Below are 19,858 nucleotides of genomic sequence, written 5' to 3' on the forward strand. Positions count from 1 at the left end.
TTGATCGTGGGCAGCGATCCGCGCCAATTGTCGTTCGGGTTCGCGCTGTGGACCCGTTCGATGATCGCCGAGCTGATTCGCCGCGAGTTCGCGATTACCCTGCGCGAGGTCAGTGTGGGCCGGCTGCTGCACACGATGGGCCTGTCGCCGCAGCGGCCGTTGCATCGCGCCTACCAGCAGGATCCCGATGCGGTGCAACGCTGGAAGCGCGAGCAGTTCCCCGCGATTCGAAAGGCCGCCAAAAAAGCAGGCGCAACCATCTATTTCGGCGACGAGGCCGGAGTCCGCTCGGACTACCATTCCGGCACCACCTGGGCACCGGCCGGCCACACGCCGGTGGTAGCCAATACCGGCGCCCGCTGGAGCATCAACATGCTCTCGGCCGTCAGCGCTCAGGGCAAGCTGCGGTTCATGGTCCACGATGGCAAGGTCAACGCATCGGTGTTCATCGAGTTCTGCAAACGCCTGCTGCGCGACGCCGCCGCCCCGCTCTACCTGATCGTCGATGGCCACCCCTGCCACCGGGCCGGAGCCACCAAGGAATTCGTCGCCTCCACCAACGGCAGGCTCAAGTTATTCTTTCCCCGGCTACTCACCCGAACTCAACCTCGACGAGTGGGTATGTAAGAACGTCAAGCACGATCGCATCGGCAAGACCGGCGTCACCAGCAAGGACGACCTGAAGAACAAGGCCACCAACGCGTTACGCCGACTGCAAAGACTCCCGCACCTGGTCCAGGGATTTTTCCGTGACCCGAATTTGGGCTACATCGCGGTGCGACTCGACCTACTTACGGCCGCCTTAGTAAGTTGAGTCACTGGTGCGCTCAGGAGCGACGCCGAGCCGGCGGTACCGATGAGTTGACTGAGTCCGAACGCCAGGAGCTTTCCGGCTTCGAAGGGACAATGCGGAGCTGGCGATGCAGCGTGATGCGCTCAAGCGCTCATGCGCCCTTTGGGTTCGAGAAGCGATGGGCCGGTAGAGATGTCGCGGTTCATCGACTCCCAAAGGGCACACTACGGCATCGCGCACGCCACGACGTGCCGCGCCTTGGGGATCTCGCAGTCATGGTTCTACAAGTGGCGCCACGGCGACGCCTCACCACGACACGCCCGCCGCAAGGCACCGACCGCCGAGATCGGGCGGCTGTTCGCCGCGCACAAAGGAAAATAGGGTCCCCACGGATCTGCGCTGACCTTCCCGACGAGGGCTGGAGCGTCAGTGTCAACACCGTCGCCAAGATCATGCGTGAGCAGGGCTGGGTGTCTCGCCCCAAGCGGCACCGCCGCGGTAACACCCGGGCGGGCAAAGGCCGGTGGCGAGCACCTGACCTGGTTAAACGCGAATTCGCCGCACAACAGCTCAACGGCAAGTGGTACGGCGACGGTACCGAAGTGCCCACCGACGAGGGCAAGCTCCAGCTGGATTCGGTGCTCGACATGGCCTCACGGCGCATCGTCGGGTTCGCCATCGGTGAGCGCCACAACTCCGAGCTGGCCTACGGCGCGTTGTCCATGGCGGTCGCGGTGCGCGGCGGAAGACACGAGGTCGCCGGGGTCATATTCCACACCGACCAGGGCAGTGAATTCACCGCCAAGACGTTCCAGGCTGCTTGCCGACGTTGCGAGATCCGCCAGTCGATGGGCCGGCCGGGCTCGGCCCTGGACAACGCCGTGATCGAATCCTGGCATTCCACTTTGGAATTCGAGCTGCGCATGCTCGAACACTTCGACACCAAGGACCAAGCCCGACACGCACTGGTCGCCTGGATCGAGAACTACAACGCTGATCGTCGCCATTCGGTGACTGTTTTGCGTCTGACTTCGCGATAGAGATCGGTGTGTCGATCAGACGACATCCGACGGGTTCTCCGAGCTCTCTTGGAGGATCTAATCATGTCCGAAGCAAACTCTGGTGGCGACCGCTCGCACCGTCGCCCGAAGCGGTTCTTGAGCCCGTCGCAGAAGTACGAGATATGGCTGCAGCTGGTACGCCAGGAGGTGACGATCGCCGAGGCCGCCGCCAACCATCAGGTGGATCGCACGACGATCATGCGCATCCGCACGATCGCCAAGGAAGGTGCGCTGGCCACGCTGGCGGCAGCCAAGCCAGGCGCGGCGGCCCGCCAACGCGACTACGAACTCGATGCCGCCAAGGCCGAGAACGCGCGGCTGTCCGAGGCACTCAAGGAGATGGCCGTGCGGCTGACGTTGGTCGAGGGAAAAGGGCGCTGGGGCTAAGTGGCCGAGTCCCACACCGTGTCGACGTGGCCACCAAGACGGCGCTGTTGGGCTTGCTCGACCAGGCGGTCGATGAAGGTTGGACACTGCGCCAGGCATGCCATGCGTTGGAGCTCGGCGAGCTGCGGGCACATCGCTGGATCGCTCGCCGAGCGATCGGCCAGCTGGTCGACAAGATCCCTGGTGGGTCGCCCATGCATGGGCTGCTCGACGAAGAAGTCAGCGAGATCTTGGCGTTGTTCGACCAGTGGGGCGAGACCGACCGCTCGCACCGCAAGCTTGCTCACCGCGGCTCTTATCTGGGCCGGGTATGGGTGTCACCGTCGAGTGTTCGTCGGGTCCTGTTCTTGGCGGACAAGCACTTTCGACCACTTCCCAAGCCTGGACGTTCTCAACGCAAGCCCTTCCCGGATTGGGTGGACTACAAGCCGAACTCGATCTGGATTTACGATACGACGCACTTCACCAGGGCGGGGATGGCAGTGTTGATCATTCAGGATTTGGTCTCGCGCAAGTGGATCACCGAGGTCGTCTCCGCTGAGGAAACCTCCACCCAGGTCGAGATCGGGTTCACCGACGCGCTCGACATCGAGGGACTCCTGCAGGCCGTTGAGCGACGCGCCGACGGCCTGGTCGATATCGGCATCGACGACCAGGCCCGGCCGATCCTGCTCGCGGTGTCCGATAACGGTCCCCAGATGACGTCGGGCTCGACGCGGGAGTTCATGGCCATGTCTGCGATCGCCCAGCACTTCGGACGCCCCGGAACGCCGACCGATCAAGCCTGGATCGAGAGTTTCAACGGGCACCTCAAGGCCGAGTTCCCGCACCTGCTCGCGATCGAGGACCCCGCCACCCTGCGCGCCGAACTTGCCGTCACCCGCCAATTCTGGAACGGAGTCCGGTTGCACGCCGGCATCGGCTATGTCACGCCCAACGACGAACACGAAGGACGAGGGGAGGCCATCCGCAAAGCACGCCAAGCCGGGCTCGAATCCGCCCGCAACCGCCGACTTGCCTGGCACCGCCAGCAAAGGCACACTCAACCCATACAGGATCCCGACGATGTTGTCTGATCAAACGCGAATGTCTATCGCAAAGTCAGAAACACCTCAGTGACCGCGCTCAACATGCGATCACCGCTGCAACGCGAACAGCAGCTCCGCGACCGCGGGTCTGCACCCCGACAGCCGTCATGAGTGCATCCAGCCCCCGCAACGGGCAGTATGGAGGTGTCCTCGCCGGCGTCAAGGCCACGCCCTGCGGGTGGCCTACGGCCAGCCTTGACCCCGGCTGCGGGCACCACCCCTCAGCAGCTGCCCGGGGCAACAGCAAACAACTTCACGACAACATCCCTACAACAGAAGCCCCCACAGAATCAGGGGAGGCTCGTCACCCTGGAGCAGGCCTCCTGACCGAGCCACTCACCGCACCAACCCACCTCACGTCAATCTTCTCGTCAGGTCAACTGCGAAGAGCCCGAAAAGCCCGGGGCAGCCCACGACCGGGGGAAACGTCAAGGCGAACCCGAACTGGCGTCAAATTCGTCGAGTAAGCCGTCGAACGCCTCGCCGCAGATCTTTTGCAGCCGTGGTTCAAGATCCCGCTTCCAGCGGCCGATCGATGACGGACCATCAGAAGATGTTCGATGTGCATTAACATCAGCGGTGGCTTCATTCCCAGCCCTTACCATTGAGTCGACGATATTCGCTGACGAGTCCAATCCCAAGGCGTCGAGCATTGCGCGAATTCGGCCGGTGGTCGACCGTACCAGGTCCTCATAGCGGATTAGCGTGCCGCGATGTGATGTGGACTTCCACGTTTGTAGAAATGACAGCGTACGCGTGCGGATGACATCGATGTATTGTTCATCCGTTTCCACCAGCTCACGACCAAAGTCATCGAAGCCGCGCCGAGCATTGAAGGCTAGTACCGAGGCCAGGGTGTCCCTCGGATCCCGGAGGAGGAATATCTCCCGGCGGCGGGGGTAAAGCTGCCGCATTGTCCAGTTGTATTGGCCTGCTTGAATGCCCTTCTGCTGGACGCTCTTCTCCGCGAAGAAGCCGGGGGTCCTGCGTTTTCTGCTGCCGGCGTACTCGCGGTAAAACGACTCGACGGCGGCCTGCGCCGCGCGGGCGAATTCCTCGACCTGATCGGTGGCGTACCAGCGGTCGACGGCCAGGTCCTCCGTTGGGGCCGAACATCCGAGATACCCGCCGAAGCAATAAGGAAACAGGGTTAGCCGTTCTGGATCCGTCCAAAATTGAGAGGATTCCACCTGCGAGGTGCCCACGGGTGTGGCTAGCAATTGTAGAAAGTGCATCCAGTAGCTGCAGACATACGTCTCGTAGGGAAATCGCTCATGGACGATGATGTCCGGATGCTCCGCGAGCATCCTCATCAGCCAAGTGCTGCCTGATCGGCCAAGAGTGTTAACGATGATTGGCTGCATGGAGGGGCTGAAGCCCGATGTTAGCTGCTGCGTGCCGCGTATTTCCGCGATCACGCGCCGGCCTCCATCCTGGAAAACAACCCTCACGTCAATGGTGAAGGCTGATGCCAGGCTGACGGTTCCGATCGCCTTCGAGAACCCCACTTGTGACGAACTGCTATAAACTTCGGCCACATCGGGCCGCGAAATATTCATCTCGCAGTTCGCAACCACGATTCCCTCGTGGACGAACTCCACCTCGGCTACCGGCGCCTTGCTTATGACCCAACCGTTGACTTCGAAGGCGTATCTGTCGACCGGACCCGCCTGCGGGGTGTCGAGCCAAGCACCGGTGATCAGGTCGTCTCCATCGCCACCCTCATAGCACCGGGTGACCCCGGATATCTCCACCGCCATGCGTCGATCCTGTCCTTCTCATTGGGCAGTGCACCTTTCGGTGCTCCACCTCCGGGGAACCGCCCAGTGGTCCTGGGTAGTAAACTGGCGCGGAAAGCCGGTGAAGATCGCCGATCCGCTTATGCCGCTCAACCGGCTCGGGCATTGCTCCCACCGCAACGGCGCTCGCATCGACACCCATCGCGTTGAACCAGCCATCGATGATGCTTTCCGCACAAGGCGGATACATCCGACGGGCCGACATCGACTCCGTCGAGCGTTGCAGCCCAGCCGCACCGCGTGAGGATCTTGTCTTCCGGATACCCGAGATGCGCGGTTACGTCGGGGACGGACAAGCGCCGTCGGGACGCGTGTCGACTCGGCGTCGTTTAGGTAGACGGCGACGTCTCGAATGAGGTGACTTGCGCGCTTATCAGATGCGACCCCAAGGTCCGCGACCCAACCGCGGAGCCGCATCGTGCGGCCAGCCACCAGTAGTTCGTCGAGCGCCCCTCGTGGAGCGCACTCATAGCACAGCTTCCCGGCCGGCCACTGGCCGTTGCAGACGATCCATACGTCCCGGAGGAAGCGCAGCGCTCGCGGTAGCCGAATCGTCTCTAATGCCTCATCAAGCCCGATTGCACCTTCAATCTGGCGGCGCACATACGGCTCCATGAACGCAAACCCGTCGTCGGGGAGATCCGTCGCGACCCGGACGGTTGCCTGGTCATGGACGCTGAAGCTCACCATTCCGCCTGGACCGACAGACGACCACAGCAGACGCAGCCACGGGGCGAACGTGCGTTCGGGCAAGTGGATAAGCGAGCACACGAACACCACGTCGTGTGTTGCGTCGACATCTACGTTATCGGGATCGGCCTCAGAGAGCAGCGTGCAAACGCCGAACTCGCGCGACTGGAATTCCAGCGCGTCGGGCTGAATCTCCGGTATGCACACGCGCTCCGTCGAGAGGTGCTTGGCCAGAAAATGCGTGCTGCGTCCATACCCGGCAGCGAAATCGAGGAAGGTTCCCACCCGGTCGAGGTTTCCGCACCTCCACTTGACGATCTGGAGCGCAGTGTCGTCGATCGAGATGCCGGCGCGGAAGTACGCCATCGCGGCAAGCTCAGGGGTCGCGCAGGTGTTGACGCTGTACGCGAACATGTCATCTCCCGGGTCGACCCGGAGTGACACGCCGGCGGGGATCGGAGCGGCCGTCTGAATCAGCCGACAGACCGCGCCCGCGGTCGGCGAATCCTCGGCGAACGTATAAGAACGCTTCGTCGTCGCGTCCGCCTCCTTAGGGCCGACCGCATTCCCCGTGGTTGCCGTTCTAGCCCTCACTGCGCAGCCGGCACCTGCGCGTTGGGCGCTCCGGTGCGTGGGCCGGTAGCGTCACACACCGCACGGCCTTCGAAACGACCGTATTCGACGTAATGGTCCGCGGGATCGACGCGCGCTTGCATGACATCTGGGTAATGGGACAGATAGTACTTAGGATCGAAGTCTTCGGGAAGCGCCTTGTAGCGCCCTTCGCGAAATAATGGAATAGACGCAATCTGTTCCGACCACTGGAACTTTTCGGGCTTTTGCAACTGGATAAAAAACTCGTGGCCCACGCTGTCGTGAAAATTAGCCACATAGAAATTGAGGAGGCCAAACACGCTCAGCCGGCGGAGAAGATTGCAAAATGACCTTGGAGTGAATACCCAACAATGTACGTCCCGGTACTCGCCAGATTCCAACACCTCAACCGCTACCCTCAGAGCTTCACGTGGATCGCACACGCGTGTCAAGTCGTGTGGGTCGACGTTATCCTGCCAAATTCCGTTGCCGTTGTGGCTTACTTCATTAGATAGCGCGTCCAGAATCTGTACGGGGGTTGGCATTGTCGCTTCCTGCAGCCATGCACCAATCCAATCGGTTGCGGTAGTAAGTCCGCGTAGCCGGTCAAAACAATAACGCTTATCTGGTATTGCAAGCGAGAGGATTCCCCCAGGCTCCATGAAACCGTAGATTTCATTGAACCAACCCAGCGGGTTCGGGATGTGTTCGATCACATGGGAGGCAAGAACGTAGCTGAATCGGCGCGATCCGACTGCATCCTTAACGCCCGAGGGGCCGAAGACGATGTCCACACCTTGGATGTTGTCATTTCTGACGAATTGGTCGCCACGATACTTGTCACGCAACTTATCTGTAGGCAAGTGATCGGCATATAAAACGCGCGTACCTTTCTTGGGCACTATTGGATTATCCAATGGGCCAATTTCCAACCCTTGCTTCTCGAGCTTCAGGTTTTTGGTGAGAATAGCGGCGCGGTCAAAGGACGCGGTCATCGGGGCACTTCCTTAAGTCGCGGGGACTCGAATACGTGATGAAGTCGCCTTGGTCGAGCGAAAGTGCGGGGTGATAATAGGGATCATGGAGTAGCAAGTCGCCCCAACACGCTCGCATGGCCTCGCATTCCTGATCATAGCGGTGAGACTTAGACGGTGTGAGGTCTGAGCCGCGGGTCAAGGATTCGTAGTGATAGAGTTCGGCGTTGGGTGTCCATACGTTGCGGTAGCCTTTCCGCGAAAGACGCAGGCAGAAATCTACGTCGTTGAAGGCGACCGCGAAGGATTCGTCGAAGCCGCGGACGGCCTCGAAACGGTCTCGCTTTATAGCCATGCAGGCTGCGGTGACAGCCGACATTTCCTGAACCAGCTGGGCACGGCATTTGTCGCCGGGGTAACCGCGGGGCTTGCGGTGGTAGGCGTGACCCGCCACGCGATGCGCTCCCAGGCCGAGAATGATGCCAGCATGCTGAATATGATCATCCGGGTAGTAGAGCATCGCGCCTACAGCCCCCACACCTGGCTGGATCGCCAGTGATACGAGCTCCCTGAGCCAGCCTGCCGTAATGATTTCGGTATCGTCGTTCAGAAACACCAGAATCTCAAAAGCGCTTTGCTTTGCTGCGGTGTTGTTCAAGCGTGAAAAGTTGAATGGTTCGTCGAAGACGATAACTCGTTGGTGCGGGCGTCGGCCCTCCCGTTCGAGCAGGTCGATCGTGTCTTGCTCGTCCGATCGGTTGTTGACGATAACGATTTCGTAGTTGCTGTAGTCGGTACGTTCCCGGATGCTGCTTAGGCAACGCCGCAGGACCTCACCGCCATTCCGGGTCGGGATGATGATCGACACCGACGGTTCCGGCTCCCGAAGCTGGTAAGAAAGGCGCGAGTTGCCGCCTCGGTCCGGGATGGGTGTGACGCAGGCCTCGACGCCCTGACGTTCGAGGTGGGCGTTGATCGACTTCATAGCCGCAACGTGCGCGTAGCTCTTCTCGCCTGGTGCGAGGGCTGTTGAACCCGTAATGGCGCGCCAGTGGTAAAGAACCTTAGGAATATGGATAATTTGTTCACGTTTCACACGTTCGATACAGCGCAAAGCCAGATCGTAATCTTGACTACCCTCCCAACCTTCGCGAAAACCACCAACATCGCGCACCAAGCGACGCGAATAAATTCCGAAGTGGCTGAACATGTTGTGGCCGCAAAACAGGACAGGGTTCCAGTCCGGCTTGAAATAAGGATCGTAGCGCCTTCCAGTTTCGTCAATTTTGTCTTCATCGGAGTAAATGAGTCGCGCTTCGGGATGTTGAACTATAGTCTGGGCAACGTGAAACAGAGCGTGCTCGGGCAGCGCATCGTCATGATCGAGCAGGGCTACATAGGTACCGCTCGCTAATTCCAGTGCACTGTTGGAGGTCGCCGATATATGACCGTTTTCCTTACGGAAGACAACCTTGATCCGATTATCTTTAGCGGCATACTTCTGCAAGACACGCCGCACGTGTGGCTTTGTCGAGGCGTCGTCGGCAATGCAGAGTTCCCAGACGCCATAGAGTTGGCTGCGGACGCTGTCCAGGCACGCGCGCAGCCATCGTTCGGGCGTGTTGTAGACCGGTAAAATGATGGATATCAGCGGCCGTTCTTCCATTGCGTCAATATCGGCTCTGATCTGTGCACGCAAGCTGTCGTCCAAAGTGTCGTAGGACTTGATCCACTCGGAATAGTCCGTTCCCTCATGCGTGTTGCGGTACAGATTCTTGAGCGCACCCCTCGGGCCGCGGTGCAGTGCCACGTAGACCTCGTGCACGCTTCGCAGCCATGTTTCGTCCCGGGCCTCCTGCGGACTGATGCGGCGAATATGCACGCTGCCTAACAGGAATTCGCTAACATCAGAGCTGTCGCTGGGGTCGAGACGCAATGCGTATATGGGACGTTCGACCTTGATGAGCACCCGATGATGGGTGGTGTTGTCGGCAAGTACAAGTATGTCGCTGTCTTGCTCTCGAAAGCCATCACCATGGTCGCGGTACAGCTTTGGACGACTTAACCGGCCTGCGGTCGACCGGAGCGCCACGCTCAGCACATACCAGCCGGGATGTATGGGAGTAGAGCCGGGCGGCAGATGCAGTTGGAAACTAGGGTCAATGCCGGTGGTCGACCAAATCTGGACATCGTGGAACGGCAGCTGAGCAACCGGTTTCACGTCAACGATCGGTATCGTCGATAGGCGTATATCGGACAATCCGTGTTTCAGAGGTCGCGCGGCTTTACTCGGGTACGCCGAGCGTGTGATCTTGGAGACCAATTGTGTCTGTGCTGGGATCTGTTGGTCCTGCTGCCTGAGGTTGGAGAGCGGTTGGATGCAGAGCACCTCGTCGAGAGTGGCAGTACATGGCTTGGTGGCGTGCGGACCGGCGGCAAGGCGGGTGGTGGCTGGGTTAAGGCGGGTTGTGTCGAACATTGCTGGGCCGTGGGCCAAGATTTCGGTGAAGACGTAGCGGCCCGCGTCGGGTGTTCGGTGCGCTAGGTCCTCGACCGCGGTGGTGCCGGTGAGGGTGATGGCGTCCTCAAAGTTGATGCCGACCTGGACTACCTGTGGTTGGGCTTTCAGTACCGCGGTGAGGCGGCTGATGAGATTTTCGGGGGCGAAGAACTGCCAACCTTGGCCTAGATGTAGCCAAAACCGTCCGTCTACTTGGGTGTGAAGCTGTGCTAGTTCGGTTCCTGGTCGGCTGGTGGATCTGCGGCGGATGAACTCGAGGAATCCGTAACGTCGCTTCAGTGAGGCGCGGTCAGGCGCCGAGAGGCCGGTGTCAAGGACCAGGAAGCGCCCGACCCGTGACACGTCGAGGCAGGAGTTCAGGAACGAGTTCAGTGTTTGCTCGGTAGTTTGGCGGTCTGGTCCGGCGATGAGGGTGACGGTGATCTCCGCATCGCCCGGTTCAGCGACCAGCAACTGCACCACGGCTTCGGGATATGGTGAGGCCGCCTCGAGCATGGCCGGTACTGAGAAGTCGCGGTTAGTCGCGATACGTTGCCGGTCGCAGTCGGGGATGTCAGGGCGGGCGACTAGGCGTCGGCACAGCGCGAACGCCTCGGCGTGTTTACCGATCCAGGCTGCGCACACCGCCTGCTCATCGAGCGCGCGCCAAGCGTAAATCTCGGCGAAGTATCCCAGACGAAGAGGTCCTCTCCGGGGAATGGGATTTCGGCCGCCTGCTGGGCAAGCAGGTAACCAAGTCGGTAGCGTTGGTCGAGGCGGTATCGAACGGCGATGGCGTGGAGGGCTTCGGCGCGGGTCGGGCGGAAAAACCAGGCGCGCAGGTAGGTGTCTTCAACGTCTGGCCACGGTTCGTCGAGTTCCGCCATCGAGGCCGCCAACCGCAACAGTGCCCAGTAGACCTCCTCGTCATTGCCGCCCATCTCGATACGTCGCGCACACCAGTTACGAGCGTTGGCGAAATCGCCTATCTGGAAATAGGTCTCGGCGAGGAATAAGACCGACCGTGCATCCTCGGGATTGCGTTGGAACTCGGCTAGCAACCGATCGCGTTCCTGCTCTGACGTATGCCTGAGCAGGTGCATCCGTTCAACGGTGTTCTGCTCGTCGAATTCACGGAATAGCGATGTCGCGAACTCAGTGGCCAGCGAAGCCAAATCCGAAGATTGACCTAGCGTTCTACGGGCAGAGACGACCTTCAGGTGGTCGTCGAGGGCGGGCTGCAGGATCGGCCAGATGCGGGAGCGTACGGTGTCGTCAGGCACCTGGATGATCGCCTTCTGTAGGTGATGGAAAGCACGAATCTGCAGCGTCGCCCGCAGCCTGGTACTGCCGATCATCGTCGCCAACATGAGCGGGAAAAGCCTGTCGTTGATGGCGATCGACCGGCCGCCCGGCGTGCCGTCCAGGATCTCGCGATCGGCCGTGACCGCGGTGAGGAGGCTTTCCACCTCCGCCTCAGACAATCCAGCACGGCAGTATTCGGTCCAGGTGGTAACGAGAGACCGGTACTGCGCATCGGTTAGTCCGGCCTGAAGGGCCTTAATGATGAGCCGACCCGGTGGAAAGTGGACTCGGCGGAAAACCCCGAAGGCAAGGAGCAGGACCGCCGGGTCAGATGGCCCTGTAGCGTCGACAATATCGGCCATCACTGCGGCTGCGCCCGCGATGTCCCCGGCGTTCATGAGATTCCGGAGATTCCGGGTCAGCTCTGCGTAACGGTGGACCGGACTCGGCTTAACTCGAAGCTCGTCGCTTACGAGGAACTCCGCCTCAGAATTGCCCGACTCGCTACCGCGCTGAGGTGTGTTTGAGTTAACGAGCCATGCGTCGCTGGAAATATCCAACCAGATCCTGGGCGTGCTCATCGGTTCTCTCCAGGGTGTGCACCGTCGTTGAGTCGACAGTATGCGATGCGGTTCTCTTGTACTTGAGCCAGTCCGTTGCGGCGTTGGGTGCGTATGGCATCACCTCGTCCTTCGTTTTCGTCGTTGGGAGTCACGGACTGCAGGGCGGCATGCAGCCTGATGCCGTTGTATTCGGTTCGCGCGAGGTGGAGTTCGCCATCCGAACAGCCCTCTCGCGGAACTCCCGGTCGTACTTCTTCCTTTTCACTGACACGGCTACTCCTTATAGCTGATGCCTCCACGGTCTGGGGGAATGCCATTAGTTGCAGGGACCTGAGATGCAGTGCACTTCGTCGAGGCTGGCGGTGCGCGGCGCGGCGCGGGTTGCCGGTCGGCCGAGTTGGGGGTTTGTATCGGAGCCGCTGGGTTGGGCACAGCGGGCTTGATCCAGGCGTGTGGTGTCGAACATCGCTGGGCCAGTGGCCATCGCCTCGGTGAGCAGGTAGCGGCCGGCATCGGGTGCCCGGCGCACCGCGTGTTCGGCGGCGCAAGCGCCGGTCAGCGTTACGGCGTCGGCGAAGTTGATGCCGACTTGAAACACCTGTGGTTCGGCGTCGAGGACCGCGGTCAGGCGGGTGATGTAGTTCTCGGGGGCAAAAAACCGCCAGCCCGCACCCAGGTGCAGCCAGAACCGTCCGTGGATCTGTTCGCGCAGCTGCGCCAGCTGGGGTGCGGGCTTGGCGCTGGATCGGCGACGGGCGAAGGTGAGAAACCCGTAACGTCTCCGCAGTTTCGCGCGGTCGGGCGCGGACAGGCCGGCATCGAGTACCAGGAAGCGCCCGACCCGCGACACATCCAGGCAGCAATTCAGAAACGAGTCGAGGGTTTGCTCGGTGGTTTGGCGGTCCGGTCCGGCGATCAGGCTGACGGTGACCTCGCCGTGAGCGGGACCGGCGGCCAGGGACGCCGCCAGGGCTTCGGGGTACGGTGCGGCCGCCTCGATCATGGCCGGTACCGAAAAATCGCGGTTGGCCGCAATCCGTTGCCGATCCGGCTCGGGCAGATCGGAGCGGGCCACCAGCCGCCGGCACAGTGTGAACGCCTCGGCGTGCCGACCGATCCAGGAAGCGCACACCGCGAGCTCATCAGTGGCGCGCCACGCGTAGACGTCGGCGTATCTGGGGACAAAGAGGTCCTCTTCGGGAAAGGGGATTTCGGCGGCGCGCCGGGCAAATTGGTAACCGAGCGAGTAGCGCTGCTCACCGCGACACCGAAAGGCGATGGCGTGCAACGCCTCGGCGCGGGTCGGTCGAAACTCCCACGCCTTGAGGTAGGCATCCTGAACATCTGGCCACGGCTCACCGAGTTCGGCCATCGACTCCGCGAGCCGATACATCGCCCAGTAGGTCTCCTCGTCGCAGCCACCCATCTCGACCCGCCGCTCACACCACCGGCGCGCGTTGAGGAAATCCTCCATACGGAAGTAGGTCTCGGCCAGGAAAAAAACCGACCGCCCATCCTCAGGATCGCGTTTCACCTTACCTAGCAACCAATCGCACTCCTGCGCAGACTTATGCTTGAACAGGTTGAAGGTCAACAGTTGGCGTTCGCGGAGATTTGCACTGTGGGCTTGGTTTTCGCGGCGCACATCGAGGCACGGGCCGTCCCGCGCGGCGCTCCGGTGGGTGGCCCCCTCGCGGCCTTCCGCCAGCGCACGGTCCACGATCGCGGCCTGGTCGCGAGCCGAGAAAGCCTGGTAGCCCCGCTCCGCGAGCTCGCGTCGCGCGCGCTCGTCGCCAACAAGTTCCACACAGCGATCGACCAGTCCGTCGTAGTCCGCGAACGCGACGCCCGACTGCAGGTCGCGCTCCAATGTCGGATCAGCACCCCGCTCGGAGACCACCGCGCGCCGATTGGCCAGTAGATAGGAAACACGCGTGATTTCGAAGATCTTCGCGTCCCAGTAATGGACGTTGAGGACGATCTTCGAGCGGGCGATCCAGGCATCGCGGCGCGCGCCGTAGGCGCCCGTTAGCCATTTGACGCGAAGACCACGGTCGTGCAGATCCCGGAGAACGGCGTAGCGGCGCCCGTTGAGCGCGCCGTAGAAAAGGACGTCGATGTCCTCGGGGGCCGGGGCGATCCGGGTCAGCTCGGAGACGTATCCGATCGGCACGTAGATGGGCCGGGGCAGGCCCATAGCAGCGAGCCGCTCGATGTTGGCTTGACTGTAATCCCACGCCGGGTAGCGCCGGAAAAGGTCGACGAATTCCGGCATTGCCATCCACGGCAAGTCGTCGCCCAATTGCTCGAGGTTGTAGAAGATGGGGTTCTTGGGCAGCTCCAAGCCGTACTGGACGAGGAGATTTCCGCCCAGCACGATGGTGCGGCGATCGTCGAAGTCCAGGCGGTTGGTCAACACCGAATCATGGCCAAGCGCCACAAGAGCATGGTGCACCGCCTCGGCAACCTCGTTGAAAGCGCCGCCGCTGAGATCATGATGGGAGGGAGGTGACACAATCGCGACGGCGAAACGCATGGCTGCAAAGTACAACAACAGGATTGGGGTGAGCTGCCTTTTAGCCAGCGAAGATGGCCGCACGCACTCAGTCCGCATCATGGACCGACGACACCGCTGTTTTGAGTCTGACTGCGGCGCAGAACCGTTGCGCCCCAAATCCCCTAGGGCGTGTCTCCCAATTTTTCGACTGTTGACCAGCCAGGATTGGCTGGTGACGCGGATTGGTGTGATTTCTGACGAGTTCTGGGCGGTGGTTGAGCCGTTGATGCCTTCGCATGAGGGCAAGCGGGGCCGGAGGTTTGGTGATCACCGGTTGATTTTGGAGGGGATTGCCTGGCGGTTTCGCACGGGATGCCCGTGGCGGGACCTGCCCGCTGATTTCGGGCCATGGAAAACGGTGTGGAAGCGTCATCACCGATGGTCGCTGGATGGCACCTATGACGTGATGTTTGCTCAGGTGGCGCACGCCTTCGGGTTCGACGCCGAGATGGCCGGCGATATCGAGAAGCTGTTGTCGGTGGATTCGACGAACGTACGGGCGCATCAACATTCGGCGGGTGCCCGGTCGGACACGCTGGCAAAAGGGGGCCCTGTCGAATTACAAGAAATCCGCCGATGAACCCGACGACCATGCAATTGGGCGTTCGCGAGGCGGGCTGACCACCAAGATCCACACCCTGACCGATCAGCGCGAAGCTGTTGTCGCGGTCCGGTTGACCGCTGGCCAGGCCGGCGACAATCCGCAGTTGCTGCCTTTGCTCGACGACTACGACCACGCCTGCGCTGAGCACGGTGTGACCGGTGGCGACTTCCGATTGCTCGCCGACAAGGCGTATTCACACCCGAGCACGCGCACCGAATTACGTTCCCGAAGAATCAAGCACACGATTCCCGAACGCAAAGACCAGATCGCCCGGCGCAAGGCCAAGGGATCGGCCGGGGGTCGCCCACCGGCGTTCGACGCCGAGCTCTACGGTCTGCGCAACACCGTCGAACGAGGCTACAACCGGCTCAAGCAATGGCGCGGTATCGCGACCCGCTACGACAAATACGCCCTGACCTACCTCGGCGGTGTCCTATTGGCCTGCGCCGTAATCCATTCCCGCGTCGGAAACAACCAATTGGGAGACACGCCCTAGTCACGAACCCACTACAACGTCACAAGAGCCCCGAAGATACTGCCCGTTTCAGAATTTTGTTGGTGCTTGAACTCTCGGTTCTCTTGTTCAAGGCCTGACAAGCCGGGCATCTGTGGTCGAGACGCCGGTGGCGCACCCACGACCGTAGCGACTCGACGCCGTACGCAAGCCCACGAGTGATCCGCTAAATCGTCCCGTGCTCAGTACCGCGACTCGGCGTGCAAGGTGCGGACCATTCGGAACGCACCGATCTTCCCTTCGGGGCTATATCTGCGCGCGGCCAGGTTCTCGTACGGCCGTTCTTTCGGATGACTACATCCCTATTCAAGGCCTGAAGTCCCAACTCACCCAAGGTGATTCACGTCGCCTAGACTTCAATCCAATCGCCGTGTCTGCTTGCGGCAGAACGGGGCAGTAACCGATAATCCCCCCATGGGAATGCTGGACTTGTGATGCCCTCAGCGACAAGCGATCCGCGATCCGCGATCCCCGAGCAACATCGACCAGGAGGGTCTACCGCTGAGATGACTCAGGATCTGCGTGCAGAGCTTTTTTCCCCGCGATACGAGTCATGGAGGTATCCAGAACCGATACAGGACCTCGAAGCGTGGACCGAAGACAATTGGGAATGGTTTGACCCCCTTCACGCTCACCCGATTTTGTGGCCAGACCGCGAATACAAGGACAACCTCGACATCTTGGTCGCGGGATGCGGAGCCAACCAGGCTGCGGTTTTTGCGTTTACGAACCGCGCCGCGAAGGTAGTAGCGGTCGACACCAGTCAACCGGCACTGGACCATCAGCAATTCTTGAAAGACAAATACGGGTTGTGGAACCTGGAGTTGCACCAGCTTCGGCTCCAAGAAGTGCGGAAGCTGAGACGTGACTTCGACCTCATCGTGACGACCGGCGTTTTGCATCATCTCCCAGACGCTGCTGCAGGCATGAGAGCACTTGGCGCTTGCCTGCGGCCCGACGGTGCCCTAGGCGTTATGCTCAACGCGAAGTACGGTCGAATAGGGATCGAGATGCTTCAATTGGCCTTCAGAAACATAGGTCTAGGTCCCGACGACGAGTCGGTCCAAAAGGTCAGAGAAATCATCTCGGCGCTACCACCCGAGCACCCCGTCCACAATTACTTCAAAATGGCACCGGTTTCGGCGCAGACCGACGCCGCCTTGGCCAGCGTATTTTTGAATGGCCACGAGCGCAGTTTTACCGTCGATGAATCTCTCGATCTCGTCGACTCAGCTGGACTGGTGTTCCAGGGATGGCTCATCAATGCTCCGTACTACCCGCATGATTGGTTTAGCCCGGGGGGCTCGCTCGATCGAGCCATGAACGCATTGCCGGAGGCCAAACTGTGGTCCGTGATCGAGGAACTCCACGTCTTGAACGCATGTCATTATTTCATTGCGTGCCGGCCTGACCGACCGAAAAAGAGCTACAAGATCGATTTTTCAGCCGCTGACGCTCTTGACTACGTCCCGCGGATGCGCATGCGTTGCGGTTTGGACGGCGAAGAGATTTATCGACCGAATTGGCGTACGGCTCTCACCCCGGCCCAGTTCCAGTTCGTGCAGCAGGTGGATGGCCGTCGAACGATTCGACAGATCGCCAAGAGCTTGGCGCAGAGCAAAGGGGCGCCACGAACCAACGCAGCCGAGCTGGAGGAATTCGGTCGCAAGCTATTCGAATCGCTGTGGCGTCTAGATTTCGTCGCGATGACCCGGAATACAAAGCCGGCCAACGGTACCTCGAATTAGGACCGCCTCGAGCAGGGTTGGTTCCTCGAGTGCCGCTTTGAGCTGAGCGCGCGGTGTCGAAAACTGCTGGACCGCTGACCATCTCATCGGTTAGAACGTAGCGGCTGCGTCGGGTGCGTGGGCGCTCCTCGTGTTCGGCCGCGCAGGTTGACCGCATCGGCGAAGTTTATTCCCGGGGCTGATATTGATAGCTATCGAACACCGCCGGACTCCGATCCGGTTACTGAGGAAATGATTTCCGCCGACGTCCCGTCTTCGCCGGGGCCTTCTTCGTCGGGGCCTTCTTCGCAACCGGTGCCGGGGCGTTGGGTTGCTGCGTGGGTCGGGCAGCCGCCTTCTTCGCGGCCGGTACCGCGGCTTTGGACTCCTGAGCCGGCCGGGAAGCGGCCTTCTTCGCGGCCCGCACCGGCGCTTTGGGTTGCTGAGCCGGCCGGGCAGCGAACTTCTTCGCAACCGGTGCCGCGGCTTTGGGTCCCTGAGCACGTCGCGCAGGCGCCTTCTTCGCAACCCACGCCGCGGCTTTGGGGTGCTGCACGGGTTGGGCAGCGGCCTTTTTCGCGACCCTCGCCGCGGCTTTGGGTTGCTGCACGGGTCGGACTGTGGCGATGCAGAACACCTCGTCGAGGCTGGCGGTCTGTAGTCCGACAGCGGCCGCCCGCCAACCGAGTTCGGCAATCGGATCTGGGTCGCTGCCCCCTATGCCGCCGGCCCGATCTAGGCGTGCGGTGTCGAACATCGCCGGGCCGCTGGCAACCGCCTCGGCCAGGACGTAGCGGCCGGCGTCGGGTGAGCGGCGCACCGCCTCCTCCGCGGCGCAGGCGCCGGTCAGCTTGCCCGCATCGTCAAAGTTGATGCCCACCTGGAATACCTGCGGCTCGGATTCGAGCACCGCGATCATGCGGGTGATGAAATTCTCGGGCGCAAAGAACCGCCAGCCTTGGCCCAGGTGCAGCCAGAACCGGCCCTGGATCTGAGCGCGAAGCCGCGCGAGCTGCGTGGCCGGCCTGTCACCGGGGCTGCAATCGACAAACTCGAGGAACCCATAGCGCTCCCGCAGCAACGCGCGGTCGGGGCCTGACAGGCCGGCATCGACCACGAGGAAGCGCCCGAACCACAGTGGTAGATCGAGGCAGCAGTTCAGAAACGAGATGATGGCCTGCTCGGTGGTCTCGCGGTCCGGTCCGGCGACCAGGCTCACGACCACCTTGGCGCCCGGACCGGCGACCAGACGCTGCACCAGCGCCCCAGGATACGAGGACGCCGCCTCGAGCATGACCGGCACGCTGACGTCGCGGTTGACCGCAATCCGCTGGCGATCACCGTCGGGGATGTCGGAGAGGGCCAGCAGGCGCCGGCACAACATGAACGCCTCCACATGGTTGCCGAGCTGGGAGGCGCAGACCGCCTGCTCGTCGAGCGCGCGCCAGGCATAGACGTCCGCACGGACAAACAAGAGATCCTTTTCGGGAAAGGGGATTTGGGCGGCGCGCTGGGCAAACAAGTGACCGGGAAGGTAGCGCTGCTGTTCGCGGTACCGCCGCGCGATGGCATAGAGCGCCTCGGCGCGGGTCGGTCGAAACTCCCAAGCCTGAAGGTAGACGTCCTGGACAACCAGCCACGGCCAATCGAGTCCCGCCATCGACTCTGCGAGCCGCAGCATCGAGTAATAGACCTCCTCGTCCAAGCCCTCCATCTCGACCCGCCGCTCATACCACTTACGAGCGTTGGCGAAATCACCCAGATCGAAGTAGCTCTGGGCCAGATAGAAGACCGCCCGCGCATTTTCGGGGTTACGTTCGAGCTCGGCCAGCAACAGGTCGCGGTCACGCGCATACTTCTGCGTGTCCTGGCTGCGGGCACCGAGGCGACGAGATTCGACGTAGTAGTTGCCCTCGAGGCGCTCAGCGACGCAGTCAGACCCCCATACGGCCGTCTCGTGGACGACGCCTTCATAGCGCACGCGCACCCCGTCGCGGAACAACTGCGGGCGCCAGTAGGTGAAGGAGGCGTCTCCGAGGCGCATGCGGTAGATGTCGGCGCTCAATTGGGTGAAGTCGGGTGTGCCCACGACGATGTCGTCGGCGTCGATGACCCAGATGTAGTCGCCGTAGCCTTGGGCGAGGTCCAGTGCCTCGGTGCGGTTATGGCCGAAATCGCGCCATGGTCGTTGGTGAAGCTTGCCCGGGATGCCCAGTCGGGCCATGTGTTTGCGGATCACGTCCTGGGTCCCGTCGCTGGAACCGGTGTCGACGATCACCCACGAGCTGATGTAGGGCGCTACCGAATCAAGCGTCTCCGCGACGACGTCGGCTTCGTCTTTCACGATCATGTTCAGGCAGACCGTGGAGTGTGCGGTTACCCCTTTGGACACCGCTCAAAGTGTACAGAGCAATCGCGTGTCGCGGACCGGGTTGCGCGCAAAATAGCAGCGGCGGTACATATTAGAGCGTTGGTCGCGCCGTTCGACGTACACGGCACCGGGTCAAGGCCCGGCGATCCGCGGCGGTTCCATCGGGCGCGTCGCTGTGACGACAGCACCGCCTGCCTGCTGCGCATCGGCCTCGAGTTACCGGCGAAAGCGCCTGTCCTGCGGAGATGATGACCCTGCTCAAGGTCCGACATTCGGAGTGCGAGGGCGTTTCCCGGGTAGAAAGGAGCGCAGACGGTGCCGCGCACTCGGG

13 protein-coding genes and 1 pseudogene are annotated in these 19,858 nt (G+C 61.5%); 7 read left to right on the plus strand and 7 right to left on the minus strand.

The window, feature by feature from the left end; genetic code table 11:
* From AB8998_RS23080 to AB8998_RS23100, 5 genes are all read left to right on the plus strand, one after another.
* Complete coding sequence (locus AB8998_RS23080; RefSeq protein WP_369739955.1) at positions 1–627, plus strand: IS630 family transposase; 627 nt, start codon at positions 1–3, stop codon at positions 625–627.
* Between the two features lie 358 nt (positions 628–985).
* A complete protein-coding gene (locus AB8998_RS23085) occupies positions 986–1,174 on the plus strand; it encodes a hypothetical protein (protein WP_369741838.1) in 189 nt (62 codons plus the stop codon).
* 11 nt (positions 1,175–1,185) lie between these two features.
* Positions 1,186–1,833 (plus strand): IS3 family transposase, encoded by a 648-nt coding sequence (locus AB8998_RS23090; RefSeq protein ID WP_369741722.1) that lies wholly within the window; start codon positions 1,186–1,188, stop codon positions 1,831–1,833.
* Between the two features lie 63 nt (positions 1,834–1,896).
* Positions 1,897–2,241 (plus strand): helix-turn-helix domain-containing protein, encoded by a 345-nt coding sequence (locus AB8998_RS23095; protein ID WP_369738708.1) that lies wholly within the window; start codon positions 1,897–1,899, stop codon positions 2,239–2,241.
* 26 nt (positions 2,242–2,267) lie between these two features.
* Positions 2,268–3,317 carry a transposase gene (locus AB8998_RS23100; protein WP_369738131.1) on the plus strand — a complete coding sequence of 350 codons (1,050 nt, stop codon included), beginning with the start codon at positions 2,268–2,270 and terminating at the stop codon, positions 3,315–3,317.
* Between the two features lie 440 nt (positions 3,318–3,757).
* Here AB8998_RS23100 and AB8998_RS23105 read toward each other — a convergent pair whose 3' ends face one another.
* From AB8998_RS23105 to AB8998_RS23130, 6 genes are all read right to left on the minus strand, one after another.
* Entirely contained in the window at positions 3,758–5,089 is a 1,332-nt protein-coding gene (locus AB8998_RS23105) for a sulfotransferase family protein (protein WP_369739956.1), read from the minus strand.
* An 18-nt stretch (positions 5,090–5,107) separates the two neighbouring features.
* Positions 5,108–6,412, minus strand: coding sequence for a hypothetical protein (locus AB8998_RS23110; protein WP_369739958.1), 1,305 nt, complete (start codon positions 6,410–6,412; stop codon positions 5,108–5,110).
* The gene (locus tag AB8998_RS23115) at positions 6,409–7,407 is read right to left on the minus strand and encodes a methyltransferase domain-containing protein (RefSeq protein ID WP_369739960.1); all 999 of its coding nucleotides are present in this window, start codon (positions 7,405–7,407) and stop codon (positions 6,409–6,411) included. The genes AB8998_RS23110 and AB8998_RS23115 overlap by 4 nt, the downstream gene beginning before the upstream one ends.
* Positions 7,391–10,531, minus strand: coding sequence for a glycosyltransferase family 2 protein (locus AB8998_RS23120; RefSeq protein WP_369739962.1), 3,141 nt, complete (start codon positions 10,529–10,531; stop codon positions 7,391–7,393). Before AB8998_RS23120 ends, AB8998_RS23115 begins: the two co-directional genes overlap by 17 nt.
* Positions 10,474–11,589 (minus strand): tetratricopeptide repeat protein, encoded by a 1,116-nt coding sequence (locus AB8998_RS23125; protein WP_369739964.1) that lies wholly within the window; start codon positions 11,587–11,589, stop codon positions 10,474–10,476. Before AB8998_RS23125 ends, AB8998_RS23120 begins: the two co-directional genes overlap by 58 nt.
* Positions 11,590–12,070: 481 nt before the next feature.
* The gene (locus AB8998_RS23130) at positions 12,071–14,557 is read right to left on the minus strand and encodes a hypothetical protein (protein WP_369739965.1); all 2,487 of its coding nucleotides are present in this window, start codon (positions 14,555–14,557) and stop codon (positions 12,071–12,073) included.
* Here AB8998_RS23130 and AB8998_RS23135 point away from each other — a divergent pair.
* Positions 14,484–15,411: pseudogene (locus tag AB8998_RS23135) on the plus strand (IS5 family transposase). The gene AB8998_RS23130 and the pseudogene AB8998_RS23135 sit on opposite strands and share 74 nt — an antisense overlap.
* 524 nt (positions 15,412–15,935) lie before the next feature.
* On the plus strand, positions 15,936–17,177 hold the full coding sequence (locus AB8998_RS23140; RefSeq protein WP_369739967.1) for a class I SAM-dependent methyltransferase: 1,242 nt from the start codon (positions 15,936–15,938) through the stop codon (positions 17,175–17,177).
* Between the two features lie 220 nt (positions 17,178–17,397).
* Here the strand turns inward: AB8998_RS23140 and AB8998_RS23145 are convergent, their stop codons facing one another.
* A complete protein-coding gene (locus AB8998_RS23145) occupies positions 17,398–19,506 on the minus strand; it encodes a tetratricopeptide repeat-containing glycosyltransferase (RefSeq protein ID WP_369741723.1) in 2,109 nt (702 codons plus the stop codon).
* Positions 19,507–19,858: the final 352 nt, after the last annotated feature.

Origin of the sequence: Mycobacterium sp. HUMS_12744610 (genome assembly GCF_041206865.1) — a bacterium.
Classification (GTDB): Bacteria; Actinomycetota; Actinomycetes; order Mycobacteriales; family Mycobacteriaceae; genus Mycobacterium; species Mycobacterium servetii.

What these genes read in the sequence shown, in the direction of transcription:
- AB8998_RS23085 (WP_369741838.1), top strand. Translation starts at nt 986, where the DNA reads ATGTCGCGGTTCATCGACTCCCAAAGGGCACACTACGGCATCGCGCAC.
- AB8998_RS23095 (WP_369738708.1), top strand. Translation starts at nt 1,897, where the DNA reads ATGTCCGAAGCAAACTCTGGTGGCGACCGCTCGCACCGTCGCCCGAAG.
- AB8998_RS23105 (WP_369739956.1), bottom strand. Translation starts at nt 5,089, where the DNA reads ATGGCGGTGGAGATATCCGGGGTCACCCGGTGCTATGAGGGTGGCGAT.
- AB8998_RS23115 (WP_369739960.1), bottom strand. Translation starts at nt 7,407, where the DNA reads ATGACCGCGTCCTTTGACCGCGCCGCTATTCTCACCAAAAACCTGAAG.
- AB8998_RS23125 (WP_369739964.1), bottom strand. Translation starts at nt 11,589, where the DNA reads ATGAACGCCGGGGACATCGCGGGCGCAGCCGCAGTGATGGCCGATATT.
- AB8998_RS23140 (WP_369739967.1), top strand. Translation starts at nt 15,936, where the DNA reads ATGACTCAGGATCTGCGTGCAGAGCTTTTTTCCCCGCGATACGAGTCA.
- AB8998_RS23145 (WP_369741723.1), bottom strand. Translation starts at nt 19,506, where the DNA reads ATGATCGTGAAAGACGAAGCCGACGTCGTCGCGGAGACGCTTGATTCG.